At 69.2% G+C, this 23,586-nt stretch carries 23 protein-coding genes, 1 tRNA gene and 1 pseudogene; 14 read left to right on the top strand and 11 right to left on the bottom strand.

Going from position 1 to position 23,586, the window contains the following annotated elements:
- Positions 1 to 80 precede the first annotated feature (80 nt).
- Both JK364_RS01190 and JK364_RS01195 read left to right on the top strand, forming a co-directional pair.
- A complete protein-coding gene (locus JK364_RS01190) occupies positions 81 to 2,357 on the top strand; it encodes a glycoside hydrolase family 43 protein (protein ID WP_201846561.1) in 2,277 nt (758 codons plus the stop codon).
- A gap of 113 nt (positions 2,358 to 2,470) precedes the next feature.
- Positions 2,471 to 3,511 (top strand): vWA domain-containing protein, encoded by a 1,041-nt coding sequence (locus JK364_RS01195; protein ID WP_201846563.1) that lies wholly within the window; start codon positions 2,471 to 2,473, stop codon positions 3,509 to 3,511.
- 92 nt (positions 3,512 to 3,603) lie between these two features.
- Here JK364_RS01195 and JK364_RS01200 read toward each other — a convergent pair whose 3' ends face one another.
- Genes JK364_RS01200 through JK364_RS01210 form a run of 3 tightly spaced genes read right to left on the bottom strand, consistent with a single transcriptional unit; the run spans position 3,604 to position 5,422 of the window.
- Positions 3,604 to 4,500: an oxidoreductase gene (locus tag JK364_RS01200; RefSeq protein WP_201846565.1), complete on the bottom strand. Its 897-nt coding sequence runs from the start codon at positions 4,498 to 4,500 to the stop codon at positions 3,604 to 3,606.
- Positions 4,497 to 4,661, bottom strand: coding sequence for a hypothetical protein (locus JK364_RS01205; RefSeq protein ID WP_201846568.1), 165 nt, complete (start codon positions 4,659 to 4,661; stop codon positions 4,497 to 4,499). Before JK364_RS01205 ends, JK364_RS01200 begins: the two co-directional genes overlap by 4 nt.
- A 17-nt stretch (positions 4,662 to 4,678) precedes the next feature.
- Positions 4,679 to 5,422, bottom strand: a complete 744-nt coding sequence (locus JK364_RS01210) for a GntR family transcriptional regulator (protein ID WP_201846570.1) — start codon at positions 5,420 to 5,422, stop codon at positions 4,679 to 4,681.
- 152 nt (positions 5,423 to 5,574) lie between these two features.
- On the opposite strand from JK364_RS01210, the gene JK364_RS01215 reads away from it, so the two are divergent.
- A complete protein-coding gene (locus JK364_RS01215) occupies positions 5,575 to 6,504 on the top strand; it encodes an alpha/beta fold hydrolase (protein ID WP_201846573.1) in 930 nt (309 codons plus the stop codon).
- A gap of 97 nt (positions 6,505 to 6,601) precedes the next feature.
- A complete protein-coding gene (locus JK364_RS01220; protein WP_201846575.1) occupies positions 6,602 to 6,859 on the top strand; it encodes a hypothetical protein in 258 nt (85 codons plus the stop codon).
- An 82-nt stretch (positions 6,860 to 6,941) separates the two neighbouring features.
- Here JK364_RS01220 and JK364_RS01225 read toward each other — a convergent pair whose 3' ends face one another.
- Both JK364_RS01225 and JK364_RS01230 read right to left on the bottom strand, forming a co-directional pair.
- Positions 6,942 to 7,415: a nuclear transport factor 2 family protein gene (locus JK364_RS01225; RefSeq protein WP_201846577.1), complete on the bottom strand. Its 474-nt coding sequence runs from the start codon at positions 7,413 to 7,415 to the stop codon at positions 6,942 to 6,944.
- Positions 7,416 to 7,610: 195 nt separating this feature from the next.
- Complete coding sequence (locus JK364_RS01230; protein ID WP_230991254.1) at positions 7,611 to 8,597, bottom strand: EamA family transporter; 987 nt, start codon at positions 8,595 to 8,597, stop codon at positions 7,611 to 7,613.
- An 84-nt stretch (positions 8,598 to 8,681) separates the two neighbouring features.
- Between JK364_RS01230 and JK364_RS01235 the strand changes: the two genes are divergently transcribed.
- The 5 genes from JK364_RS01235 to JK364_RS01255 all read left to right on the top strand — a co-directional run bounded on the left by JK364_RS01235 (position 8,682) and on the right by JK364_RS01255 (position 14,037).
- Positions 8,682 to 9,581: a LysR family transcriptional regulator gene (locus JK364_RS01235; RefSeq protein WP_201846580.1), complete on the top strand. Its 900-nt coding sequence runs from the start codon at positions 8,682 to 8,684 to the stop codon at positions 9,579 to 9,581.
- Between the two features lie 194 nt (positions 9,582 to 9,775).
- A complete protein-coding gene (locus tag JK364_RS01240; protein ID WP_201846583.1) occupies positions 9,776 to 10,552 on the top strand; it encodes a (5-formylfuran-3-yl)methyl phosphate synthase in 777 nt (258 codons plus the stop codon).
- 8 nt (positions 10,553 to 10,560) lie between these two features.
- Positions 10,561 to 11,964 (top strand): aldehyde dehydrogenase family protein, encoded by a 1,404-nt coding sequence (locus JK364_RS01245; protein WP_201846585.1) that lies wholly within the window; start codon positions 10,561 to 10,563, stop codon positions 11,962 to 11,964.
- Positions 11,965 to 11,995: 31 nt separating this feature from the next.
- Complete coding sequence (locus JK364_RS01250; protein WP_201846588.1) at positions 11,996 to 13,132, top strand: NAD(P)-dependent alcohol dehydrogenase; 1,137 nt, start codon at positions 11,996 to 11,998, stop codon at positions 13,130 to 13,132.
- Entirely contained in the window at positions 13,129 to 14,037 is a 909-nt protein-coding gene (locus JK364_RS01255) for a class I SAM-dependent methyltransferase (protein ID WP_201846590.1), read from the top strand. The genes JK364_RS01250 and JK364_RS01255 overlap by 4 nt, the downstream gene beginning before the upstream one ends.
- 66 nt (positions 14,038 to 14,103) lie before the next feature.
- Here the strand turns inward: JK364_RS01255 and JK364_RS01260 are convergent.
- Positions 14,104 to 14,463, bottom strand: a pseudogene (locus JK364_RS01260) (TetR/AcrR family transcriptional regulator); the annotation flags it as partial.
- 188 nt (positions 14,464 to 14,651) lie between these two features.
- Here JK364_RS01260 and JK364_RS01265 point away from each other — a divergent pair.
- Complete coding sequence (locus JK364_RS01265) at positions 14,652 to 15,596, top strand: alpha/beta hydrolase family protein (RefSeq protein ID WP_201846592.1); 945 nt, start codon at positions 14,652 to 14,654, stop codon at positions 15,594 to 15,596.
- 114 nt (positions 15,597 to 15,710) lie between these two features.
- Here JK364_RS01265 and JK364_RS01270 read toward each other — a convergent pair whose 3' ends face one another.
- Positions 15,711 to 16,253: an NADPH-dependent F420 reductase gene (locus JK364_RS01270; protein ID WP_201846594.1), complete on the bottom strand. Its 543-nt coding sequence runs from the start codon at positions 16,251 to 16,253 to the stop codon at positions 15,711 to 15,713.
- 54 nt (positions 16,254 to 16,307) lie between these two features.
- A complete protein-coding gene (locus tag JK364_RS01275; protein WP_201846596.1) occupies positions 16,308 to 17,240 on the bottom strand; it encodes an NAD-dependent epimerase/dehydratase family protein in 933 nt (310 codons plus the stop codon).
- Between the two features lie 136 nt (positions 17,241 to 17,376).
- Between JK364_RS01275 and JK364_RS01280 the strand changes: the two genes are divergently transcribed.
- Positions 17,377 to 18,309, top strand: coding sequence for a LysR family transcriptional regulator (locus JK364_RS01280; RefSeq protein ID WP_201846598.1), 933 nt, complete (start codon positions 17,377 to 17,379; stop codon positions 18,307 to 18,309).
- Positions 18,245 to 18,751, top strand: a complete 507-nt coding sequence (locus tag JK364_RS01285) for an SRPBCC family protein (protein ID WP_201846601.1) — start codon at positions 18,245 to 18,247, stop codon at positions 18,749 to 18,751. Before JK364_RS01280 ends, JK364_RS01285 begins: the two co-directional genes overlap by 65 nt.
- Before the next feature lie 103 nt (positions 18,752 to 18,854).
- Here the strand turns inward: JK364_RS01285 and JK364_RS01290 are convergent, their stop codons facing one another.
- The 3 genes from JK364_RS01290 to JK364_RS01300 form a co-directional block, all read right to left on the bottom strand.
- Positions 18,855 to 19,364 carry an SRPBCC domain-containing protein gene (locus JK364_RS01290; RefSeq protein ID WP_201846603.1) on the bottom strand — a complete coding sequence of 170 codons (510 nt, stop codon included), beginning with the start codon at positions 19,362 to 19,364 and terminating at the stop codon, positions 18,855 to 18,857.
- Positions 19,365 to 19,555: 191 nt separating this feature from the next.
- Positions 19,556 to 20,716: a serine hydrolase domain-containing protein gene (locus tag JK364_RS01295; protein WP_201846605.1), complete on the bottom strand. Its 1,161-nt coding sequence runs from the start codon at positions 20,714 to 20,716 to the stop codon at positions 19,556 to 19,558.
- Positions 20,717 to 21,002: 286 nt separating this feature from the next.
- A complete protein-coding gene (locus tag JK364_RS01300) occupies positions 21,003 to 21,716 on the bottom strand; it encodes a GNAT family N-acetyltransferase (protein WP_201846607.1) in 714 nt (237 codons plus the stop codon).
- A 314-nt stretch (positions 21,717 to 22,030) separates the two neighbouring features.
- On the opposite strand from JK364_RS01300, the gene JK364_RS01305 reads away from it, so the two are divergent.
- Positions 22,031 to 22,108, top strand: a tRNA-Trp gene (locus JK364_RS01305).
- Positions 22,109 to 22,401: 293 nt separating this feature from the next.
- Positions 22,402 to 23,535, top strand: coding sequence for an FAD-dependent oxidoreductase (locus tag JK364_RS01310; protein WP_201846609.1), 1,134 nt, complete (start codon positions 22,402 to 22,404; stop codon positions 23,533 to 23,535).
- Positions 23,536 to 23,586: the final 51 nt, after the last annotated feature.

Consider the following 23,586-nt stretch of genomic DNA (forward strand, 5'->3'; position numbering starts at 1 on the left):
CCGCGACCCGGCATCACCGATATCTCCGGCACCCCCGGTATCGCCGGCACCCCCGGTATCCACAAAGGAGAGCTCCCGATATGACATCGAAGTCAGCACGATTCCCCGCGGTCCGGGGCAGACCCGGCGTCGTCCTCCTCGCCCTGCTCATGGTCCTCGGCCTCGGCAGTGCGCATCCCGGACCGGCCGCGGCCGATCCCGCCGATCCGCCCGGGACGTACCAGAACCCCGTGATGGACGACGTCGCGGACGCCTTCTCCGACCCATCGATCATCCGGGGCAAGGACGGCTACTGGTACGCCTACGCCACCCAGACCAGCATGCGCCGGGACAACCAGGGAGGCCCCTGGGAGTCGCAGCACTTCATGCCGATCACGCGCTCGGCCGACCTCGTCAACTGGACCTACGTCGGTGACGTCTTCGGGCCCGACAACCACCCGGAATGGCGCGACTTCAAGAGCACCTACTACTGGGCACCCGACATCCGGTACATCAACGGCACGTACTACCTCTACTACTCGGTCGCCGGAGACGACAAGAACACCATCGCGCTGGCCACCGCGGACCACCCGGCCGGCCCGTGGAAGGACATCGGCCACCCCGTGCTGCCGTACGGGACGACGGTCAACCAGATCGATCCGTCGGTGTTCCTCGACTCCGACGGCCAGAAGTACCTCTACTACGGCTCCTTCCGCGACGGCGGCATCCAGGCGGTGCGCCTGAACGAGGAGGGCACCGCGCCGGTCGGCACTCCGGTGCAGGTGGTCGGCGCCCGGCGCGGCGAGGCCGCGTACGTGGTGAAGCGGGACGGCTGGTACTACCTGTTCTACTCGGGCCTGGGATGCTGTGCCCGTGACAAGGGCGCCTATCCGGTGTTCGTCGGGCGGGCGAAGAACCCGATGGGCCCGTTCACCGACGCCGAGGGGGTCGGCCTGGCCGACCTGCACCCCGGCGGCACGATCGTCAACGCGCCGAACGGCAACAAATGGGTCGCGACGGGCCACTCGGCGAACGTCGTCGACAAGTCCGGCCAGGACTGGATCCTCACCAATGGATTCGACCGCCACGAGAGCGATCCGAACTGGGGCGGACGGCCGGCCATGATGGACCGGCTCGACTGGATCGACGGCTGGCCGACCGTGCGCGCGGGCGCCTGGACCAGCGAGGAGCGGCAGACCGCTCCTGCGAGCGGCTGGGGCTCGGGGAGCACCTTCGACGACGGCCTTGTCGACTTCGACGTCCTCGGACACGGTTCCTGGACCACGGGTTCGGATCCCGACTCGGGGCGCTATGCCCGCGGCCGGTCCCGGGCCGCGGCCCCGCAGCTGCTGCTGCCGCGGCGGGCCCCGGACGGCGATGTGAGGATCGAGGCCGACGTGCGGGTGCGCGACGACGACGGCCGGGTGGGCCTTGTCCTGGCGTCCGCGGGCCGGTCCAACCACGCCGTGGCCTGGCTGGATTCCACCGGCACACTCTCCGTCGAGGTCACCCGGGACCGGAAGGTGGTGCGGAAGCGGACGGCTCGCCTGCACGCGGACGCCGATCCGCGGACCTGGCACTCGCTCACGGCCGAGATCCGCGACGGGGCGGCGCACATACAGGTCAGCTCGGCCATGCTCGACATGCCACTGGCCGAACTGAAGGTGGACGTACCCAAGGACTGGCGCCGCGGCGGAGTCGCCTCGACCCGCGGCTCCGGCGAGGCGGACAACGTCGGCGTGACCCGGCTCTACACACCGGTGACCGCCAAACAGCCCGACCCCGAAGTCGGAGCCCGGCTGCCGGAGTACGACGAGGACTTCGACGACGGCCGGCTGGACGGCTGGAAGTGGTTCGGCCCCGCCGACGGGAAGGTCGCCGATGGCCAGTACGTGTGGCCGACGCAGGATGCCGACTTCTCCGGCAAGGGGACCATGGCATCGGCGCTGCTTCGTGACGCTCCGACCGGCACCTACACGGTCGAGACCAAGCTGCACTTCCCGATCAGCGACGCCCCCGACGGGCGCAGCCAGGCCGGGATCATCGCCTTCCAGAGCCCGGAGGACTCGATCCATCTGGCTCCGACCCGGACCGGCCCATCACGGCAGGCTTTCCTGTGGATCGGCCGGGACCGTGACAGCTGGCCGGAGCTGCAGCTCGGCCCGTCGGCCGACACCATGTGGCTGCGGCTGCGCCATACCGTCGATCCGAAGACCGGCGAGCACAGGTTCCGGCCGGCCACGAGTCGGGACGGGAAGCACTACATCTGGGGTGGGGTCTGGCATCTGCCCGCCGGTTCCGACCCGTCCATCGGCCTCGTCTCCCTGGCCGGCAAGGGAGTTACCGCACGCTTCGACTACGTGCGCTTCTACTCCTGACACCGCGCCACTCCCCTGCCCGTGCACCAGTTCCCACGCATCGGAGTCCAAGATCGATTGTCAGTGGTGGGTGAGAAGGTAGGAGCATCGAGAAGGAAAAAGGGGGAGCGTCCATGTCCGGAAACCAGAACTACATCAATCACGTTGCTCTTGTGCTGGATGCCAGTTCGTCCATGTCACACTTGAGCGGCAAGGTCGTCGAAGTCGCCGACCAGCAGATTGCGTATCTGGCTCGCCGATCGAAGGAACTGGACCAGGAAACCCGCGTCACGGTGTATGTCTTCGCCGACAAGGTGGAGTGCGTCATCTACGACAAGGACGTGCTGCGGATGCCGTCCCTGAAGCAGCTTTACCGGGTCGGTGGAATGACCGCTCTGCTGGCGGCCACTCTGAAATCGCAGCGGGAGCTGGCGCAGACAGCTCAACTGTACGGCGACCACAGCTTCCTGACGTTCGTGCTGACGGACGGCCAGGAGAACGCGAGTCATCGCTGCCCGGATGCCCCTACCAAAAGCCCACGTGAACTGGTGCAGGCCGTGGCCACGATGATGGACACGCAGGAGGACAACTGGACGCTGGCCGTCCTTGTGCCGGACCAGATGGGCAAGCGCGAGGCCATGCAGTGCGGCTTCCCGAGGGACAACATCGCCATCTGGGACGCCACGAGCACACAGGGTCTGGAGGAGGCAGGGCAGGTCATCCAGCAGGCCACCGAGAACTTTATGGTGGGCCGCGCCCAGGGCATCCGGGGATCGCGGTCGGTGTTCTCCACGGGTGCGGAGGCGGTCAACAAGGACACCATCAAGGCGGCCGGCCTCACCCCCGTGGACCCGTCGGAATACCAGCTGATTCCGGTGGCTCGCGAAGCGGCGATCCGGGAATGGGTCATCGAATGCGGGCACACTTTCCGTACCGGCTGTGCGTTCTATCAGCTGAGCAAGTCGGAGAAAATCCAGGCGCGGAAGCAGATCGCGGTGCTGGAGAAGAAGACGGACCGGGTGTACACGGGGCCGGCGGCCCGGTCCCTGCTCGGCCTGCCGGACACGGAAGTTCGCGTCAATCCGGATCGCAACGACGACTTCACGATATTCGTGCAGAGCACCAGCGTGAACCGGAAGCTGGTACCGCACACGCGGCTGCTGCTCATGATCTGAGCCGACGCGGGCTGGGCCCCGAGCCCAGCCCGCCGAGGTGAGCCGAGGTGCCGCGCCCCCGTTGTCCGGAGGCGCGGCACCTCTGGCGTGAGTCAGCCGGGTCCATCACCGGCGGCCGCGAGGAGTGGCACCACCAGATCGCTGATCGGCGTCGGAATGCCGTGGACCCGTCCACGGCGCAGTACGACACCGTTGCGGGTGTCCCATTCGAGCGGCCGGTTGGCTTCGCGGTCGGCGAGGATGGAGGTGCCCATATCGGCCGGGTAGGCCTGAAAGCTGTCAACGATCTCTCGCGGCACCTCGTCGCTCAGTGCCGCGCCCTCGGCTCGGGCAACCTCGAGGCACTCCCGTAGGTAGGCCAGGGACAGCTCGGCGATATCGGCCCTGGCAAACATGCCGGCGCGGCGGCCCGTGAGGACCATCAATCCGGCGACCGCGTTCTGCAGCAGCTTGCGCCACGCCACAGACGTGAAGTCCGTGGCCAGGTCGACTGAACACCGAGTGCCGCGCAGAGCCTCGAGCACCACACTAGACGCCGGCGTGTCCGGCAGGGTGAGGCGCGCTTCGCCGCGCAACCACACCGAACCGTCGGACTGCGCTTGGGCGGGGAACCACACGACCGAGGGGATGACCCGGGCGCCGGAGAGGTACGGCGCGACAATCGACCCTTGCTCGACGCCGTTCTGCAGAACACAGACAACGGTTTCCGCACCGCACAATGCCGTCAGCCATGGTGCCGCCGCCTCGACCTGCGTCGACTTGACGGCGAGGAAGACAAGGTCGACCGCTCCATCGGTCTGTGCCGGGTCGATCCGTACGGGCCCCGGCACGACGACGCGGCCTTCGCCCACATGCAGCTCGAGGCGTTCACGCGCCGTGCGGCCACAAATCCTCGGCGTACGGCCGACCTCATGCAGCACCGCCGCCACGGTCGTGCCGATCGCCCCCGGCCCCACCACCGCGACGGTTGGATCCAACGACATCATCATCTCCCCAGACGCCTGCGGGAGTTCTGCACGACGAGCGCGAGCCGGTCTGGTTCCGGCGGGACGCCCTCGTTGTCGGTGCGGACCCGGTAGACCCGTAGGCCCTCGTCGATGGTGGTCCCGGCCATGTCGAACACGGCGAGGTCGATGCGTGCGGCGGCCATTCGGGGCTCCTCGTGGATCAGGGCCGTGTGCTGCGGACCAGGGGGGTCCGCATGTCAGGGGCGTTCTGGATCGTGAACGCGACCTCGGCGGGCAGGTAGCGGTCGTCGTGGTATTCGATGACCACGCCCTCGCCGTTCCGTGTGGTGCGACGTTGCCGGAGCAGCGGCGAGCCCTCAGGGACGCCCAGCCACGCCGCGTCGACCGCGTCCGCGGCGACCGCGTCGATGACATGCGACGCCGCCGCGAACACCACGCCGCGGGACTGCAGGAACTCCCACTGCGACCCGGCGTCCGAATCGAACTCGAACAACAGCCGACCGACGGATTCGACGTACAGGGCACGCTCGAGCATCGTCGGCACGTCGTCCAGCGTCCGCAGCCGCAGACCGTGCACGACCATGGAGCCCTCATCGAGCCGCAGTGCGGCGGCGGCGTCCGAGTCGGCGGTGCGGAGTCCCAGTTCCAACGTGCGCTGCCCAGGGGTCCGGCCCAGTGAACGAGCCCATGACGAATACGACATCAACGTGTCGAAGGGCTGACCGACCGCGTCGGCGCGGACGGTCGAGCGTCGTCCGCGACTACTGGAGATCGCTCCTTCCGCGCGCAGCGTCGCCAGCGCTTGCCGCACCGGTGCACGCGACGCGTTCCACTCCGCGCACAGTTCCGCTTCCGACGGCACGGTCTGCCCGGCGAGAAGCTTCCCGCCGCGGATCCGTTCCCGAAGACTTTCCGCGATCGCAGCGTGCAGGGCCATGGTCATACCGGCATCGTCACATGTACGTACACGTTGGTCAAGCTCACTTGTCGCACGCTCGGCGCAGAGTGCTCGCGCGGTGAACAAGAGTCAAAAAATGAGCAGATCCCAGAGCTCTTGCTTGCGTACCGCCCTTCGCAATAGCCAACCTACTTGGCATGACAAGTTTGACGCGAATCGAAACGGTCACGACGAACGACCTCGACATCGCCTACGAACGACACGGACGCCCGGGCGCCCCTCCGGTCATCCTTCTGCACGGATTCCCGTACGACGTGCGCAGCTACGACGAAGTCGCCCGGATCCTCGCCGCAGCGGATGCCGAGGTGTTCGTTCCGTACCTGCGCGGGTTCGGACCCACCCGCTTCAGACGCCCCACGACCATCCGGTCCGGCCAGCAAGCAGCCCTTGCCCGCGACCTCATCGCGATGATCGAGGCCCTCGACCTCGACCGCCCAGTCGTCGCGGGGTACGACTGGGGCGGACGCGCCGCGACCGTAACAGCGATGCTCCGACCCGACCTGATCACCGGACTCGTCAGCGTCGACGGCTACAACGTCCACGATCTGGCCAACAGCGACGCCCCAACGCCGCCGGACCAGGAACGGAAGCTCTGGTACAACTACTACCTGCACTCCGAACGTGGCCGTCGCGGGCTCGAACAACACCGCGAGGCATTCGCTCGCCTGCTCTGGGAGGAATGGTCGCCCGGATGGGACTTCACGGACAAGGAGTTCGCCGCGAGCGCCCCCTCGCTCCATAACGCCGACTTCGTCGCCGTCGCCGTCCACTCCTACCGGCACCGGTTCCAACTCGCCACCGGCGCGCCGGAATACCAAGCCGACGAGGACCGCATCGCGCCACTTCCACGGATCCAGGTCCCCACCATCACTGTCAGCGCACTTGACGACGGGCTCCGCGCGCCGAAACCGACCGCCGAACACGCCGCGCGCTTCCCCAACCTGATCGACGACATACGCCTTCGCGTCGGCCACAACCCACCCCAGGAAGCACCCGGCGCATTCGCGGACGCGGTCGCCAGAGTCCGCTTCGCCCACCGAATTCCTCGCCGCCGGTCGACCGAGTGACAGGTGTCCCGCGAGTCGCGGCCTCTATCCAGGAGTGAAGTGCTCACTCATCGGGCCGCACCCGCGGGTGCGGTCGGCGATCGGAAGGGAGAAGGGCATGGCCACGTACAACACGGAAATCTTCACCGGCGGAGGGGGCTGGCAGCAGGACGAGCCCCTCAGCATCAGCATCAGCAACCGCGCAGAGGTTGTCCCGCAGAACGGTGGCCCCGCGACGGGGACCACCGTCACATGGAGCGGCTCCGACGCGGGGTCGGGCAGCGTCACCTTCTTCGACGGCGGCACTCGCTTCGAGGGCACCGCCCAGTTCCCTGACGAAGGACCCGTCGGCTACCGGGGAACCCTGACCGGCTGACCAGCGGCCACGGTGACGGCCGCGGCCAGATGGGCCGCGGCCGGTCCCGGTCGCCGTCCTCATCCGTCCCGGACCAGGGCGACTACCGCTGAGCGGCAGCCTGGTGCGCATGGCGACTCACATCGCCGATCAGGTTGATGCGGACCCGTCGCTCCACGAAGCACCACTGCCCATCACGGCGCTCGAAGCGGTCACGGTACCGACCGGCGGCGATGGGTTGCAGTGGCAGGTCGGGCAGTGCCTGGAACACGGTGACGTACGAACGCGAGACCGCCGTGCCCGCCTGTTCATCGACCTCGATGGCAACATTGGTGGTGACATGCTGGGTGCGCGGCGTGCCGTCGGCGTAGACGATCAAAGTGTCCTTGAACATCTTCTCGATCGCGTCGCGCCCGCTGACTGGCTCGCCAGTGCCCGTGAAGGTGGCTTCGGCGAGAAGCGTGCCGACTCCCGCGAAATCGCCGTCGTCCACGAGTTCGGCGTACCGTGCGATCAAGTTCTCGATCGCACGGTAGCTCAATCTCGGATCGTCGGGCATGCCGGTGGACGTGGACATGGTCTCCTCCAAGCAAAGCGGGAGATCTTCAGCGTGCTGCCCCTGGCGACAACACGGCTGCGAATCGGCCGGTTGCGACAGGCCAGCTTGCCATGTTCTGACGCCTGAATGAACGCTGCTGCCGATCGATCGGATCGCCGCCGGCCGGCCGCACCGCTCGGGCGAGTACAAGAGGGCCACCGCGGCGCTGACGGATCACAGCGGCCGGCCGCCTTGGCACACGGCGGCCCGGTCCTGATCAAGTGGTGCGGGCTCTGGATCAGTTTCATACCGGCAAGCTGGTGCCTCTTGGGAGGATGCCGCGGGACGGACACCGGCGCGGGTGGCGCCGACGCTGGCCACGACCACGAGAACCAGGCCAAGTGTCGCGGCTGCCCCGGGGCGCTGGCCGAGAACGAGCAGCCCGACCATGAGGGCGATGGCGGGCTCGAGGCTCATCAGAGTGCCGAACGCGGACGTGGTCAGACGACGCAGGGCGAGAAACTCGAGAGCGAAGGGGATGACGGGGCTGAGCACCGCCAGAGCCAGCATGGTCCACAGCGGTGACCACGTCAGGCGTTCGGCGAGGCCCGGGGCGGCGATGGCCAGCCCCACCACCGCGGCGACCGGCATGGAGACAGCCAGTCCTCTCAGGCCGGTGACGCGATCACCCACTCGTTGGGTCAGCAGAATGTACGCGGCCCAGCACCCCGCGGCGAGCAGCGCGCTCCCCACCCCCACAAGGTCGGCGCCGCCGTGCCAGGGTTCGGTCAGCAGCACGACGCCCGTCGCCGCCGCGGCCGCCCAGACGAGGCGTCCCTTCCTCGGCCCGAAGAGGGAGACAGTGAGCGGTCCCAAGAATTCCAGCGCGCTTGCGGTCCCCAGCGGGAGGCGTGCGATCGCCTGCATGAAGAAGACCATCATTCCGGCGGTCACGAGACCGAGCACCATGCAGGCAAGAAGATCCCGGGAGCTGAAATCACGAGGCCGGGGACGGATGGCGACCAGCAGAATCAGCCCCGCCCAGCCCAGGCGCAGCCCCGCGGTTCCCAGCGCGCCGAGCTGTCCGAACAGCGGAACCGTCAGAGCCGATCCGAGCTGCACGGTGCACATCGAGGTGGCAGCCATGAGGAAACCGGCCCCGGCACCGGCATGGCGCGAGCGATGGGAAGGAAGAGCCTCAGGCGGTTCGGGAGCGTTCATGGGCTCCAGTAGAGATCCTCGACACCGTCCACGTCCACGTGCCGATCCCGAATGATTCGTTCGGGATTCATGGACAATGGAGGAATGGAAACACGCCGCCTGCAGATGCTGGCCGAGCTGGCCCGGCGAGGCTCGATGCGCGCCGTGGCCGAGGCCACCGCCACGACCACCTCGACGGTTTCCCAGCAGATCGCCGCCTTGGCCCAGGACATGGGCACGGCACTGATCGAGCCGCATGGACGCAGGGTCAGGCTCACGCCGGCGGGCCGCCGGCTGGCGGAACACGCCGTGACGATCCTCGCGGCGGTCGAGGCCGCACAGCGGGACCTGAGTCCCGACGCCCCGCCGACCGGCACGGTGCGCGTGGCAGGCTTCGCCATGGCCATCCGATCCCAACTGCTGCCCATCATCAGCGACTTGTCGACAAGCCATCCCGAGCTCAGCATCATGGTCCGCGAGCACGAACCCGCCGAAGCCCTCCATCTGCTGGCGAACGACGAGGCCGACCTCGCGCTCACCTACGACTACAACCTGGCATCGGCCGAGCCGGACCCCGCGGTCGTGACCACCCCACTGTGGACCGCTCCCTGGGGTCTGGGCGTTCCTGACCACGCCGCCCGTCCCTCGGTATCGGGCGCCCCGGAGGTCTTCCGCTGGTTCCGCACGGCGGATTGGATCGGCAACTCGCGCAACACCGGTGACGAGACCGTCATCCGGACACTCGCGTCCATGGCCGACTTCACTCCCCACCTCACGCACCAGGCGGACAACCTCGACCTCGTACAGGGCATGATCGCGGCGGGGATGGGCGTAGGGCTGCTGCCGATGGGCATCTCCACGTTGCCCGGTGTCCATCTGCTGCCGCTCACCGCGCCGGACGTTGTCCTGCGCGCCTTCGCCGTCGCCCGCCGGGGTCGCGACAGCTGGCCTCCGCTGGCCCTGCTGACCGACCTGATCATCCGGCGATCGGCGCAGAGCGCATAGTCCCGATCGCCGCACCGTCCACCGGCCACCGGCCACCGGCCACCGGCGTGGACGGTGCGCCGGGGGCGCGGGGGGTCACGGCAATGACCCGTCCGGACTCCGCGCGCCCTGCCCATGGCCACGGGACGCGGCAATGATGAGCGGACCGCGCGTGATCCACACGACTCCGCATACCTGCCCCCTGGACAGGTGGCATGCGGTGGAAGGAATCCACGTTGTTGCTCCTCATCTCCCCGGACAGCGTCGAGGAGGCCCTCGACTGCGCGAAGGCGGCGGAACACCTCGACATCGTCGATGTCAAAAAGCCCGACGAGGGCTCGCTCGGCGCGAACTTCCCCTGGGTCATCCGGCAGATCCGCGACACGGTCCCGGCGGACAAGCCGGTCTCCGCCACCGTGGGAGACGTCCCCTACAAGCCCGGCACAGTCGCCCAGGCGGCACTGGGCGCAACGGTCTCCGGAGCTACCTACATCAAGGTCGGCCTCTACGGATGCACGACGCCCGAACAGGCCATCGATGTCATGCGCGGGGTCGTCCGGGCGGTGAAGGACCATCAGCCGGACGCGTTCGTCGTCGCCTCCGGCTACGCCGACGCCCACCGCATCGGCTGCGTCAACCCGCTCGCGCTGCCCGACATCGCCCGCCGCTCCGGCTGTGACGCGGCCATGCTCGACACCGCGATCAAGGACGGGACACGGCTCTTCGACCACGTTCCGCCCGACCTCTGCGCGGAGTTTGTCCGGCAGGCCCACGATGTCGGTCTGCGCGCCGCCCTCGCGGGCAGCGTCAAAGCCGCGGACCTCGCCGCGCTGACCCGCATCGGCACCGACATCGTGGGGGTGCGCGGCGCGGTCTGCGAGGGCGGCGACCGCGCCGCCGGAAGGATCCAGCCGCAGCTGGTGGCCGCCTTCCGGGCGGAGATGGACCGGCACGCCCGGGAACACACGGCGTCCGTCCCCACCGCGGGCTGACCGCCGGGATGCCGACCAGCCCGCCCCCTGGCACGCCCGGGACCCGCGCCGGGTGCTTCGCCGTCCTCGATCCGGCCACCGGCGAGGCCTTCGATGAGGCCCCCGACCAGCAGCCGGAGGAGCTGGACGCCATCGTCGGCCGGGCCCGCGCCGCCTGGCGCGGCTGGCGCGCCGACCCCGCCGCCCGCACCACCGCGCTGCTCGCGGCAGCCGACGCCGTGGAGGCCGCCGGGGCCGACCTCGCCCCGCTGCTCACCCGGGAACAGGGCAAACCCCTGGCCGAGTCCTACGCGGAGGTCGCCCGCACGGCGGCCCGCCTGCGCTACTTCGCCGAGTTGGGCCCCGAAACCCAGCCGATCACGGACGGCCGGCCGGTACGCAGTGAGATCCGCTGGCGACCGCTCGGGCCCGTCGCCGCGATCGTCCCGTGGAACTTTCCCCTCCAGCTCGCCTCGGCGAAGTTCGCGCCGGCGCTCGCCGCGGGCAACACGATGGTGCTCAAGCCCTCCCCGTTCACGCCGCTCGCCACACGGCTGCTGGCGTCCGTCCTCTCCACCGCCCTCCCCCCGGACGTCCTGACCATCGTCACCGGCCGCGAACCGCTCGGCGCCCGTCTCGCCTCGCATCCGGGGATCCGCCACGTGACCTTCACCGGCTCGGTTCCCACCGGACGGGCCGTCGCACGGGCCGCGACGGCCTCGCTCGCCCCGGTCACCCTGGAACTGGGCGGAAACGACGCCGCCATCCTGCTGGAGGACGTGGAGGTGGAGCGGTTCGCGGACCGGCTGTTCTGGGCGGCGTTCCGCAACTGCGGACAGGTCTGCATGGCGGTCAAACGCCTCTACGCCCCGGCCCGGCTCTACTCCCAGGTGGTCGAAGCCCTCGCCCAGCGCGCGAAGTCCGCCGTCGTCGGACCCGGGCTCGACCCCGGCTCGCGGCTGGGCCCGGTCGGCAACGCCCCTCAACTGGCCCGCGTCGAGCACTACACGGCCCGGGCCCTGGCAGACGGTGCGCGGGCCGTGGCCGGCAGCCACCGGCTGGACCGGCCCGGCTACTTCTTCGCCCCCACCATCCTGGCCGATGTCCCGCCCGACAGCCCCGTGGTCACGCAGGAGCAGTTCGGTCCGGTCCTGCCGGTGCTGCCGTACGCCGACCTCGACGAAGCCATCGCAGCCGCCAACGACACCGGCTTCGGGCTGGGCGGCTCGGTATGGGGCACCGACCTGGACCGGGCCGAGGCGGTGGCCGACCGGCTGGAATGCGGGACGGCGTGGATCAACCACCACGCCGAAACCTCCCTCGCCCAGCCCTTCGCGGGCATCAAGGACAGCGGTGTCGGCGTGGCGGGCGGACCGTGGGGGCTGTATGGCAACCTCAGCCCGTTCGTCGTGCACCGTCCGGTTGAGGTGTGATGGATGAGGCGTGACGGATGAGGTGTGACGGATGAGGTTCACCGCGGCGGTACTGCGCTCCTACGAGAGCCGGTTCACCCTCGAGGAGGTGATGCTGCACGCGGGGCCGGGTGACGGCGAGATCCTGGTGAAGATCGCGGGCTGTGGAATGTGCCGCACCGATCTCGCGGTCCGGCACTCGGCCGGCCGCTCACCGCTCCCGGCCGTCCTCGGCCACGAAGGAGCCGGGATCGTGGTGGAGACAGGAGGCCCGGACACCGGCCTGAGCACCGGCGACCACGTCGTTCTGAGCTTCGACTCCTGCGGACACTGCCGGAACTGCATGGGCGCGGCCCCCGCCTACTGCGACTCCTTCGCCACACTCAACCTCTTCGGAGGGCGCAAGGAGCACGCGGCGCGGTTCACCGACGCGGACGGAGGCGCATTGGCACCCCGGTGGTTCGGCCAGTCCTCCTTCGCCCAATACGCGATGGTCCCGGCCCGCAACGCCGTCCGGGTCGATCCCACACTGCCCATCGAACTCCTCGGACCGCTCGGCTGCTCCTTACTCACCGGCGCCGGAGCGGTCTTCCACTCCTTCGGTGTCGGCCCCGGCGACACCATCGCGGTCTACGGCGCCGGAGCGGTCGGTCTGGCCGCGGTGATGGCGGCCACCGCCGCCGGAGCGGTGGCCGTGGCCGTCGACCGGCACCCCGAGCGGCTGGCCCTCGCCGAGCGGCTCCACGCGATCCCACTGCACGCCCCATCGGCCGACCCGCCCAACCTGCCTGACCTGCCAGACCTGGCCACCCGCGTCCAGCAACTGACCGACGGCGGCACACACTACGCGCTGGACACCACAGGCTCCCCCCATCTGATCAACAACGCCCTTCGGGCCCTGCGCCCGACCGGCCACCTCGGCCTGGTGGCACGCCTCCACACCCCACTGCCACTCGAACCGGGGACCTTGGACCGGGGCCGGAGGATCTCCCACATCTGCGAAGGGGACGCGGTGCCGGGACTGCTGATCCCCCGGCTGGCCAGGCTCTGGCAGGCCGGGCGGTTCCCCTTCGACCAGCTGATCCGCACCTACCCCCTCACCGACATCAACCAGGCCGAACGCGACTGCGACGCGGGCCGCGTGGTCAAACCCGTCCTGATTCCCGCGGGGCCAAGGGAGGACATATGACCGACACAGCGCATCACAACACCGGTGTGGAAGGCGTGGAAGGGGGTGTCGGCCTGACCGCTCTCATGGTCGCCGCGGCCCGGGCGATCGAGACCCACCGCCACGACAGCCTGGCACAAGACATCTACGCAGAGCACTTCGTCCACGCCGCACCGGCCTGCGCGGACTGGCCGGTGCGCATACACCAGGTCGCGGACGGAGACGCGAACCCGCTGTGGGGACGCTTCGCCCGCTACTTCGGTCTGCGGACGAGGGTCCTCGACGACTTCCTGCTCCAGTCGGTGCGCGCGCACGGAGCCCGCCAAGTGGTCCTGCTCGGGGCGGGGTTGGATGCGCGGGCGTTCCGACTCGACTGGCCTCCCGGCTGTGTGATCTTCGAAATCGACAGGGAAGGCGTGCTGGCGTTCAAGCACAAGGTCCTCGGCGGACTGCCGACCGCCCCGAAGGCAGCCCGTGTACCGATCCCGGTCGACCTGCGCGCCGACTGGGCCGCAGCACTGACCGACGCGGGCTTCGACACAGCCGCACCCAGCGCCTGGCTGGCCGAAGGGCTGCTGTTCTACCTGCCCAGCACCTCCGAGACGAACCTCATCCACACGGTGGACCGGCTGAGCGCACGAGGCAGCACGCTGGCATTCGAGGTCAAACTCGACAAGGACTTGCTCGAATACCGCGACAGCCCCCTCTACACCGCGACGAAACACCAGATCGGCATCGATCTGCTCAACCTGTTCAGCCGAGAACCACGGCCCGACTCCGCAGGCGATCTCGCGGGCAAGGGCTGGACCACAACCGTCCGGACGCCCTTCGACTACACCCGCCAATTCGGACGCGGCCCACGCCCCGAACACAACGACGCACTGGCGGGCAACCGATGGGTGTTCGCCCACAAACCCCGCCCCTGAGCATCCTCAGGAGCGTTCAGGCCCTACCGTCGGCATCCGTCGAGCAGGAGCCGGATGGTGAGCCGCGCGTCGTACTGCGGCCAGCCCATGCTTGGTCGCCACGAAGTCCACGAAGAGGTCCACCCATTGACGCAGCGCGGCGAACGGTGACGTCGCCGTCGCAAGCAGGGTGGGCCCGGCTTCGGCGCAGGCGTCGACCTGGTGCCGGTACACGGCCACGACGAGGTCCGCGCGCGTGGGGAAGTGCCGGTAGATCGTGCCCATGCCGACGTCCGCCTCGGCGGCGATCCGTCGCACCGGCGCGTCCACTCCGTCCGCGGCGAACACCGACGCCGCGGCATCGAGCAGGGCCTGCTCGTTCCGCCGGGCGTCCGCGCGCTTGGCCCAGTGCGGGGTCGCCGACAACCGCTCGTCACCTTCACTCACGCGGCACTCCCGTTCCACGGTTCCACTGGCACCACCGGCCCCACTTGCCAAGCGGAACACCGCTCCGTATATTCGGAACAGCACTCCGTTTCGGAGTGTATCCGGTGGAATCATGCCGCCGGAGCCTGCACCGCCTGCGCATTCCGCCACGGACGCGGCGCTCATCGCCATGGGAAGGTAGCCCCCGAATGCCCGCACCCGACACGGTCGCCCCGAGCACCGTTCCCGCCCCGACCACTGCGATCATCAGCGTCAAGCCGGTCGTCCTGCCCGCGCCGGAGCGCGGCGACGACCTGCGGGTGCGCGTGTCGGCGCCCGCCTCCGGCACCGGCCTCCCGGTCGTCGTCCTCGCCCACGGCTTCGGCCTGTCGATGTCCTCCTATGACCCGCTGGTCGACTTCTGGGCCGCCAACGGCTTCGTCGTCATACAGCCCACGTTCCTCGATTCGCTGACCCTCGGCATCACTCCCACCGACCCGCGGTACCCCGACATCTGGCGCGTCCGGGTCCAGGACGTCGAGCGCGTACTCGACGAGCTCGACCACATCGTCGCCGCGGTCCCGGGACTCAGTGACCGCGTCGACCGCGACCGCATCGCCGTCGCGGGCCACTCCTGGGGCGGACAGACCGTCAGCATGCTTCTCGGCGCGCGCGTTGTCGGCGAGGACGGGCAGCCTGGGCCGGACAAGACCGATCCGCGCGTGAAAGCCGGTCTGCTACTCGCCACGACCGGTATCGGCGGCGAGACATTGACGCCGTTCGCCGTGGAGAACTTCTCCTTCATGAGCCCCGACTTCGACCGGCTGGCCACCCCGGCCCTCGTGATCGCGGGCGATCACGACCAGTCCCTGCTCTCGACCCGCGGCCCGGACTGGTTCACCGACGTATACACGTACAGCCCCGGTGCCCAGAGCCTGCTCACCGTGTTCGGGGCCGAGCACTCCCTCGGCGGAATCCACGGCTACAACGCCAAGGACACCACGGACGAGAGCTCCGAGCGTGTCGCTCTGATTCGGAAGGCTTCGTGGGCCTATCTCCGCGGCGCCCTCGGCATCGACGACACGGCATGGAAGCAGGTGCGGACCGAGCTCGCGGAGGCCGCCGACCCGGTCGGACGCGTCGACAGCAAGTAAGGCGCACCATCGGCGCGGGCCGCCGCGCAGGACGACCTGTGCGGCGGCCCGCGCGAATCCGGCTGACCCGGCGGGGGTGCCCGCGGTACGCCGCCGCCGGACCCATCGATTCGATCAGAGTTCGCCGGGAACGGCGAACCGGTAGAAGACGCCGCCGACCGGCTGGATGCCCATGAGCAGCCATACCGCGTTCTCGAAGTCGCGGGCTCGTGAGAGATCCCCGACCCGCACCGGGTCGTAGCCGGCGTCACGGATGAGCCGCTCGGTGACCTCGCGGGCGCCCTCGTCCGCGACATACCAGTTGCTCGGCCGCACCCGCTGCTCGCGCACCGCGCCGAACAGGCCCGCGAAGTTCATATTGAAACTCTTGGCCACCGGACCGCGGGTGAAGGACTTCACCTCATCCGCGTACGACGGAAAGTCGCCGTGCCGCGCGGGCATGATATTGGTCGCGTCGATCGCGGTTTTCCCCTCGATCCCCGACACCTTGCTCAGTGCGTCGGAGATCTTGTCGCCGGGAACCGCCACCAGGACGACATCAGCGTCCGAGGCGTCCCCGCCGTCACGGCCGAGTTCGTCAACATCGTGGCCCGCGGCCCGCCACAGACCGGCCAGCCCTCCGCCGATCATTCCTCTTCCGATCGTGACAATCTTCATTTCCATTCTCCTTTGGATTGAGCCTTTATGTGTGCCGGTTGTCTGTGTGGTGTTTCACGCGCCGTCGGCGGCCACCGAGTTCCTGACGGCGTCCAGACCGGCGCCATGGGAGACGATGGGCTTGTATCCGAGTTCGGCCACGGCCTTGTCCGTCCGCAGGAGGCACGGCTGCCCGAGGAACCACCGAGCGGGTACGGGGACCTCGCGGGCGGCGGTCTCGGCGTCCAGGTCGGGGATCGGCCCATCGGCGCCGTGGATCCCGAACAAGGTCTCCAAGAACTCGCGCAGGTTGACCGGGTGCTGGTCGGTGACGAAATACGCCTGCCCCGGCCGGCCGTGTCGCCATCCGAGCACCAGGCCCTCGACGGCGTTGTCGACGAAGGTGACATCGGTCGTGTGCCGGGCTCCCTCGATCCAGGCGAACTGTCCCGCCTTCGCCGCCGCCACCAGGCCCTCGGTGAGGATGCTGCCGGGGCCCCAGACGAACCGCGGGCGGATCGAGACCGTGGCGAAGCCGGGGGCATTCGCATCGAGCACGATCTGCTCGGCGACCGCCTTCACGGCGCAGTAGGCCGCCTCGGAGTCCGGCCGCAGCGGCGCGCTCTCGTCGACGTCCACCAGCGGGTCGCCGGCCAGGAGGGCCGCTTCGCTCCCGCAGTGGACGAACCGGGGAACCCGCGCGTCACGAGCCGCGTCGACCGCTGCCTGGGTGCCGCGGACCGACACCAGTTCATGGCGCTCACGGTCGGCGGTGATGTCCGTCTCGGCGGCCAGGTGGAACATCACATCGCTGCCCGTCACCTGGTTCCGCCACGTGGCCGGTTCGGTCAACTCGCCCCGCACGGGCTCCGCGCCCAGCGCCGACACCTTCGCGGCCGACCCCTCGCTCCTGACCAGAACACGGACCGCGTGCCCCTCGCCGAGGAGTCGGCGTACCAGCACCTGACCGATGAACCCCGAACCGCCCGTGACGAACGCCCCTGCCATGAAAACCTCCTTCACCGTGTGCTCGCCCTCTCGCCCGCCGTGGGGCGAGAAGCTGTCACGGGGTTCAGCGATCAGGGGCGTCAAGGTCTTCCCTCGACAACAATCATGTTTTGAGGGCCTGCTATAAAATTGCCGAATGGCTTCTCTTCGCGCGTTGGAGTGCCTCGTCGCGGTCGCGGACACCGGATCGATCACCCAGGCCGCATTGCTGCTGCATTCCTCGCAGCCCGCCGTCTCCCATCAGATCGCCTCGCTGGAACGCGAGACCCGAACGGTCCTGCTACGCCGCGAACCGCGAGGGGTCAAGCTCACCCCCGCGGGGCGTGCGGCCGTCGCCGACGCCAGGCGGGCGATCGAGGCGGCCGCCTCCGCGGTCAGGTCAGCACGTGCGGCCGGTCAAGCCGCCGGCGGAATGCTGCGGCTGGCCTGCGCACAGAGCCTCAGCGTCGCGCTGCTCGCCCCGGTTATCCACGAATGGCACCGCCGCCACCCGGAGGTGGCGATCACCCTGCGCGAGTCCACCGCGATGGACGAACTGCTCCGTTTCGTCGACTCCGACGAGGCCGACGTGGCGCTGCTGCCCGGCTCCCCACCGGGCAACTTCACGGTCACCGCCGTCGCCGAGGAAGAGATCGTATTGACCGCGCCCGCCGGCCACCCACTGGCCGAGCAACCGGCCGTACGTCTGGAGGACCTCGAAGGCGCGCCGCTGGTCCACTTCGCACCGGACAACGGCCTCAGCGGTTGGCTGGACGGGACCCTGGCCCGCGCCGGAGTCCACCCCGAGACGGTGATGCGGACCTCGGTGACCACCGCGGCACCACAACTCGCCGCCGCCGGCCTGGGAATCGCCGTGACCCCGGTCAGCGCGGTCAGCGACGGCTTCCCCGGCGCAGTGCGCTCGTTCACCCCCCGGTGGGTCAGGCAGTTGGTCGCGGTGACGTCCGCCGAACCCGACCCACTCCTCGCCCGATTCCTCGCCCACCTGCGCGGCCACGGCGTACGTGTACCTCGCGACGTACGGAATCAGCTCGCGGAGGGCGGCCCGTCGGCCGGGCCGTCCCGGTAGCGGTCGACCACGCGGGTGCCATCTGGTATGGCAGCTGCTCGTCGACGCCGAGAACTGGTCGAGCTATTTTCCTCCAGAGGATCAGGTCAAGATCCTCAGTGGTGAGCCGGCACTGGCGCTCGGAACCGAGTACAGCCGGGTGACGGTCGGATTTCCCATGAGTCTGAGGGTGACGGAGTACGAGCCCTTCAACAGGCTCTCGTGGGAGACCGTGGTCGACGGCGACGAAACCGGTTCGAGCGCTTACCACGGCTGGGTAATCACGCCCACTGATGGTGGTTGCCACGTGCTGACCGAGGAAACGCAGCAGGGCCCCTTCTTCCTCGAGGAACTCGGGCGCAAGCATCCCGGTGCGCTCTACCGCTATCACCAGGACTGGGTCGAACGCCTCGCCCGTGCCGCAGAGGCGGAAGCGGCGAGGCCCGCGAATCGATCCGCATAACCGCATGGGCGTGGGCGACGCCCCCTGTACCGCTACGCCGCCCGCATCGTCGGCGGCGTAGCGGTATTCCGCACCCCCCACGCCGTAGGACTGCGGCGGCTAATCAACTTCCAGCGGTGTATCCAGGCTCGGTCGCGACTTTGGCGAGCGCTGCGAGAAGCTTCTCGTGTGTGCGCCAGAAAACGTCCGGTGCCGGCTTCGCCAATTCGATCCAGAGCGGGCCCTGCATCGTCTCTTCGGTCCAGAGGTGGCATCCCTTCGGAGTGGGGGTGATGATCCAGGCATGATAGGCCCTGGATTCCTCCGAAGCCTTAGGATGGCCACCCCAGGCGATGCGTGTCATAGGCTCAAATTCCTGTACGGACGCGAAGACGTCTTGCCCGGCCAGGTTGGTTTCGAACCGTGTGCCAAGGCGCAGTGACTCGTGGCCGTCAAGCAGCTGGACATGCTCCACGCCCGGGTAGTAGCTGGGCCAATTCTTGGGATCCACGAGCAGGGACCAAATCCTTTCGGGAGGAGCTGCGACCTCAAGCTCGTTGGTGAAGTGGATCGGAGATCGGCTCGGAACCATGCCCTCGGGCCAATTGATAACTTCGAACACGTCGACTTCCAAAGGTTGCACTGATTGCGGGCCGCTGCGGGCTCGCAATCATGGGGGAAATCATTCGCCGGATCGGCTGCATCGATTATGAGCCTAGGACAAAAGCCGAAACTTGAATACGTACACTTCCGAATTGCTCCCATAGGACTCCTGGATGGGTCCCTTCGTGCGACGGCATCGAGGGCGACGATCGCCGACGGCGGCTACCTGGCCACCGGACTCCGGCACAGTTCCTGGTCCACGAGTGTGCTCATGGCCTGCTGGGTGTCCTGGCCGCCGTCACTGGTGGCGTACACCACGGCGGTCCGGGTCCCGTCCCGGGTGACGCCGCCCCAGGTGTGATAGCCGAGCAGTTCGCCCGGGTGACCGAAGTAGCCGCCGCCGCAGGAGAGCGGGATCTCGCCCAGACCGAGTCCGTACCTCACACCCAGCTCGGGCGCGGGCTTGGTGGTCGTCATCTCGTCGAGCTGCGCCGGAGCCAGCAGACGGCCGCCGAGCAGTGCGGCGTAGAACCGGTTGAGGTCGTGCGTGGTGCTGATGATCGACCCGGAACCGACGGCCATACTCGGATTGAGCGTCGTGACGTCGATGCCGGTGCCGGTGCCGGTGCCGAACGCGGCGTAGCCGTGGGCGTGCGGGCCCGGGATGGACTGGAAGGTGCCGGGCGTACTGGTGTCCCTCAGGCCCAGCGGTCGGATGATCCGGGCGTTCACCTCCTGTGCCCAGCTCCGGCCGGTGACCTCGTGGATGATCATTGCGGCGAGAATGTAGTTGGTGTTGGAGTACGACCAGTCAGTGCCCGGGGGGAAGTTGGGAGGGTGCCGCATCGCCAGCCTCACCAACTTCTCGGGGGTGTAGGTGCGGAACCGCTCGGCTCGATAGCCGTCCGCGCTGTTCAATGCGGGTATCTCCGGTTTGACGTCAGGGATGCCGCTGGTGTGCTGCAGCAGCTGCCGCACGGTGATCCGGCCGCCGTCGTTGCCGTTGCCCTGGACCGCTCCCGGCAGCCACTGCTCGACGGTGTCCTCCAGGGACATTCGCCCCTCACCGACGAGTTGCAGCACGACCGTGGCGGTGAAGGTCTTGGTGGCGCTGCCGATCCGGAGCCTGCCGTTGTGCGGCATCGGCCTCCCGGTGCCCCTCACGGCCGTCCCGGCGCGTGCGCTGTCACGTGTGTGCGGTGACGTCACCTCGGCGAACACACCGACGGCCCCGGTGTCGTGGATCGCGTCCACCTGCTGTTGGAGCGGATCGGCCTGCTGGGGCTTCGCCGCCGCCGTCAGCCCGGTCGATGCGGCGAGGAGGACCACGGCCAGGCCGGTCAGGCCGAGTGGGCCCCGCCGACGCGTTCCTGACACATGCATGTACGTTCCCTTTTCTGCTCAGGTCGCCCGCGCGTCCAGGGACCGCTCAGACTGTGGCGCGCGGCCGCCTCGCTCCCCGGAGCCGGTGGCCGAGGACCATCCCACCAGCGGGGAGGGGGTCGGCCCATCCGGCTTTCCCCCCGATGTGCCGATGCGCTGTCCTCAGTACGCTGCCTGGGGCTACCCGTACAAGCGCGGATCCACTGTCCGTCGTGGCGGCGAGCGTTATCCGCCGCAGGAACGGTCATAGCCGCGGGCTGATCACGCGATCCGGGTGGCGGTACCGTCACGGAGTGCGGAAGCCGCGAAAGGTCACGTGCTTCCGGCTCGCGAAGCCGAGCCGTTCGTAGAGCGCGATCGCGCCGGTGTTCGTCTCGGCCACGTGCAGGAAGGGGCGTTCGTTGCGAGCCAGGACGTGTGCGACGAGGGCACTGATCAGGCAGGCCGCGTGGCCTCGCCCGCGTGCCTCGGGGGCCGTGCAGACGGCGCTGATCTCGGTCCATCCCGGGGGCCGGAGCCGTTCGCCCGCCATGGCCACGAGGTTGTCGCCGTCGCGGATGCCGAGGTAGGTGCCGAGTTCGAGGGTGCGCGGCCAGAATGGTCCCGGTTGGGTCCGTGCGACCAGGTCGAGCATCTGGGGCACATCGGCCGCACCCAGTTCGACCACGTCGGTGCCGTTCGCCGCATGGGGCTGGTCGGGGCGGCCGCTGCCGGGCCAGATCATCTGCCGGCCCTCGAGGACGAAAACCCGCTCCCAGTCCGGAGGAGGGGACGCCCGGCAGCTGAACATGTCGGCGAACGCGTCCCGTCCGAGGAGCCGCGCGAGACCCGCCCAGTCCGCCGCGTCCGCGTCGGCGGGTACCGCGGAGAAGGTCGCGACTCCCGGCAGGTAGGTGGCAGCCCGGCCCAGTCGGCGCCCCAGACCTGCGTGGCGGCCGCGCAGCGACTCGCCCACCGGGTCCTCGAGTGCCGCGGTGTCACCGCGGTCGCCGCTCGTCATCGTGATGTGCCTTTCCCACTGTGCGCGGTCGGCCGAGCGGTGCGATACCACCCGGGCGCGTTTCCCCGTCTGGATTCCCGCCGACGCGTCCGGTAGTGGCGCCGGGGTGATGGAACCATAACCGCCCCCGGGCCCGTCGCTTCGCGAGGGGGCGGGCGCCCTCCCGGCCTCTCCACGGCCCGGATCGCCCGGCCATCGACGGACTGGTCGTCATCCACCGCTCAGCCGCTCGGCCCCTCGGCCGCTCAGCCGCTCAGCCGCGCAGAAATCCTGTGGCCGGTCACGGTCGGCGGGTGTCAGACTGATCGCGTCAAAGGGGCGTAGCTCAGCCCGGCCAGAGCAGCGGACTCCAAACCCGCGCGCCGCAGGTTCGAATCCTGCCGCCCCTGCCATGCAATGCGCCACCGTTGCCGACGGGCCCCTGCGTCGGCAGAGGTACCGCGCTCGCTATTTGGCGGCAAGTGAGCCATGGGGCCACGGACGCTTGCCGCGTCAGCTGGCGCGCTGAGCCTTCCCTTTCCGGTCAGTGCTTTGAGCTGGGGTGATCGGACGGAAAAGCCGCGGTGTCGGTCACACATCGGTGGCTGTCGGTCCGTTGTCGGTGGCCGGTCGGCGAGGCCTGGAACCTTTCACATCGATCCTGCCGGGTGCCCATCCGGCAGGCATGCGACAGCAAGGAACCACCATGACCACTGACGTCACGATCATCGGTGCCGGACTCGGCGGCCTCACGCTCGCCCGCGTCCTGCACGTCCACGGCATCCCGGCCACCGTCTACGAGGCGGAGGCCTCCCCGGCGGCGCGCACGCAGGGCGGGATGCTCGACATCCACGAGGACAGCGGACAGCCGGCTCTCGAGGCGGCCGGCCTGGCGGACGAGTTCCGCGGCCTCGTTCTGGAGGGCCGCCAGGCGATACGGGTCCTCGACCGGGACGGGACCGTCCTGTTCGAGAAAGCCGACGACGATACGGGTGGCAACCCCGAGGTGCTGCGCGGCGAGCTGCGGCAGATGCTCCTCGACTCGCTCCCGGCCGAGACCGTACGGTGGGGCCACAAGGTCAGCGGGACGCGATCCCTCGACGGGGGCCGCCACCAGGTGACCTTCGCCGACGGCCGCACCGTCACCACCGGCCTGCTGGTCGGCGCGGACGGCGCGTGGTCCCGAGTCCGGCCACTGCTGTCCGACGCCACCCCCGAGTACATCGGTATGTCGGCCGTCGAGACGTACCTGGTCGACGCCGACACCCGCCACCCGGCCGGCGCGAAAGCGGTCGGCGGCGGATCGCTGTTCGCGCTCGCGCCGGGCAGGGGATTCCTGGCTCACCGGGAGAAGGGCGGCACCCTGCACACCTACGTGATGCTCGCCCGGCCGCGGGACTGGTTCGCGGACATCGACTTCACCGATTCCGCCGCGGCCACCGCACGGATCGCGCGGGAGTTCACCGGCTGGGCGCCGGAGCTCACCGCGCTGATTGCCGACGGTGACACCGCCCCGGTGCCGCGCCCCCTCTTCGCCCTGCCCGTCGAGCACCGGTGGGAGCGGGTGCCGGGGGTGACCCTGCTCGGCGATGCCGCCCACCTCTCGCTCCCGAACGGCGAGGGCGCCAACCTGGCCATGTACGACGCCGCAGAACTCGGCAAGGCCCTCGCCGCACACCCCGACGACGTCGAGACCGCGCTCACCGAATACGAGCAGGCCATGTTCCCGCGCAGCGCCGCGGCCGCCACCGAAGGCGTCTACGTCCACGAGTTGTTCTACGGAGACGACGCACCCCACGGCCTGATCAACATGTTCACCGGAGGCGAGCAGACCCCGTGAGCCGCCGGCTCCCGCAGTCACCTCGGCACGCCCCCCGCACTGAGATACACG

Origin of the sequence: Streptomyces endocoffeicus (genome assembly GCF_016741935.1) — a bacterium.
Taxonomy (GTDB): Bacteria; Actinomycetota; Actinomycetes; order Streptomycetales; family Streptomycetaceae; genus Streptomyces; species Streptomyces endocoffeicus.

Coding starts and splice junctions, on each gene's coding strand:
- JK364_RS01190 (WP_201846561.1), top strand. CDS start 81: ATGACATCGAAGTCAGCACGATTCCCCGCGGTCCGGGGCAGACCCGGC.
- JK364_RS01195 (WP_201846563.1), top strand. CDS start 2,471: ATGTCCGGAAACCAGAACTACATCAATCACGTTGCTCTTGTGCTGGAT.
- JK364_RS01200 (WP_201846565.1), bottom strand. CDS start 4,500: ATGATGATGTCGTTGGATCCAACCGTCGCGGTGGTGGGGCCGGGGGCG.
- JK364_RS01205 (WP_201846568.1), bottom strand. CDS start 4,661: ATGGCCGCCGCACGCATCGACCTCGCCGTGTTCGACATGGCCGGGACC.
- JK364_RS01210 (WP_201846570.1), bottom strand. CDS start 5,422: ATGACCATGGCCCTGCACGCTGCGATCGCGGAAAGTCTTCGGGAACGG.
- JK364_RS01215 (WP_201846573.1), top strand. CDS start 5,575: ATGACAAGTTTGACGCGAATCGAAACGGTCACGACGAACGACCTCGAC.
- JK364_RS01220 (WP_201846575.1), top strand. CDS start 6,602: ATGGCCACGTACAACACGGAAATCTTCACCGGCGGAGGGGGCTGGCAG.
- JK364_RS01225 (WP_201846577.1), bottom strand. CDS start 7,415: ATGTCCACGTCCACCGGCATGCCCGACGATCCGAGATTGAGCTACCGT.
- JK364_RS01230 (WP_230991254.1), bottom strand. CDS start 8,597: ATGAACGCTCCCGAACCGCCTGAGGCTCTTCCTTCCCATCGCTCGCGC.
- JK364_RS01235 (WP_201846580.1), top strand. CDS start 8,682: ATGGAAACACGCCGCCTGCAGATGCTGGCCGAGCTGGCCCGGCGAGGC.
- JK364_RS01240 (WP_201846583.1), top strand. CDS start 9,776: ATGCGGTGGAAGGAATCCACGTTGTTGCTCCTCATCTCCCCGGACAGC.
- JK364_RS01245 (WP_201846585.1), top strand. CDS start 10,561: ATGCCGACCAGCCCGCCCCCTGGCACGCCCGGGACCCGCGCCGGGTGC.
- JK364_RS01250 (WP_201846588.1), top strand. CDS start 11,996: ATGAGGTTCACCGCGGCGGTACTGCGCTCCTACGAGAGCCGGTTCACC.
- JK364_RS01255 (WP_201846590.1), top strand. CDS start 13,129: ATGACCGACACAGCGCATCACAACACCGGTGTGGAAGGCGTGGAAGGG.
- JK364_RS01265 (WP_201846592.1), top strand. CDS start 14,652: ATGCCCGCACCCGACACGGTCGCCCCGAGCACCGTTCCCGCCCCGACC.
- JK364_RS01270 (WP_201846594.1), bottom strand. CDS start 16,253: ATGAAGATTGTCACGATCGGAAGAGGAATGATCGGCGGAGGGCTGGCC.
- JK364_RS01275 (WP_201846596.1), bottom strand. CDS start 17,240: ATGGCAGGGGCGTTCGTCACGGGCGGTTCGGGGTTCATCGGTCAGGTG.
- JK364_RS01280 (WP_201846598.1), top strand. CDS start 17,377: ATGGCTTCTCTTCGCGCGTTGGAGTGCCTCGTCGCGGTCGCGGACACC.
- JK364_RS01295 (WP_201846605.1), bottom strand. CDS start 20,716: ATGCATGTGTCAGGAACGCGTCGGCGGGGCCCACTCGGCCTGACCGGC.
- JK364_RS01300 (WP_201846607.1), bottom strand. CDS start 21,716: ATGACGAGCGGCGACCGCGGTGACACCGCGGCACTCGAGGACCCGGTG.
- JK364_RS01310 (WP_201846609.1), top strand. CDS start 22,402: ATGACCACTGACGTCACGATCATCGGTGCCGGACTCGGCGGCCTCACG.